This is a genomic window from Methylobacterium sp. WL103 (assembly GCF_008039885.1).
GTDB classification, from domain to species: domain Bacteria; phylum Pseudomonadota; class Alphaproteobacteria; order Rhizobiales; family Beijerinckiaceae; genus Methylobacterium; species Methylobacterium cerastii.
On sequence record NZ_VRUX01001225.1, the window covers coordinates 1 to 549 of the forward strand.

Consider the following 549-nt stretch of genomic DNA (forward strand, 5'->3'; position numbering starts at 1 on the left):
GGCGCTGACCGTCCACGTACCCGACCAGGCGCCGGGGCGCGGCGACGGGCTGCCGGCCGGGCCGCTGGTCTCGGAGCACGCCACCCTCGAGCGGGGCCTGCGCGCCTGGGTCGAGCGCCAGACGCACCAGCGCCTCGGCTACGTCGAGCAGCTCTACACCTTCGGCGACCGCGACCGGCAGGCCGACGCCAAGGGGGACAGCACGTCCGGCGTCCACACCCTGTCGGTGGCCTACCTCGCGCTGGTGCGCGAGGAGCGCCCGGCGGGCCTCGCCGAGGCGGCGTGGCGCAACTGGTATCGCTACCTGCCCTACGAGGATTTCCGGAAGGGGCGCCCGCCCGAGCTCGACGCGATCGAGGCCGAGCTCCTGGCCTGGGCCGGCGCGCCAGCCGACGCCAAGCTGCGGCGCTCGCGCGCCGACCGCCTCGGCCTCACCTTCGGCCTCAACGGCGCGACCTGGAACGAGGAACGCGTGCTGGAGCGCTACGAGCTGCTGTTCGAGGCCGGGCTGATCCCGGAGGCCGCCGGCAACGCCGGCCCCGCCCGCCC

At 76.1% G+C, this 549-nt stretch carries 1 pseudogene; it reads left to right on the forward strand.

The features are described 5' to 3' along the window. Positions 1 to 549 (forward strand): annotated as a pseudogene (locus tag FV222_RS28750) (hypothetical protein); the annotation flags it as partial.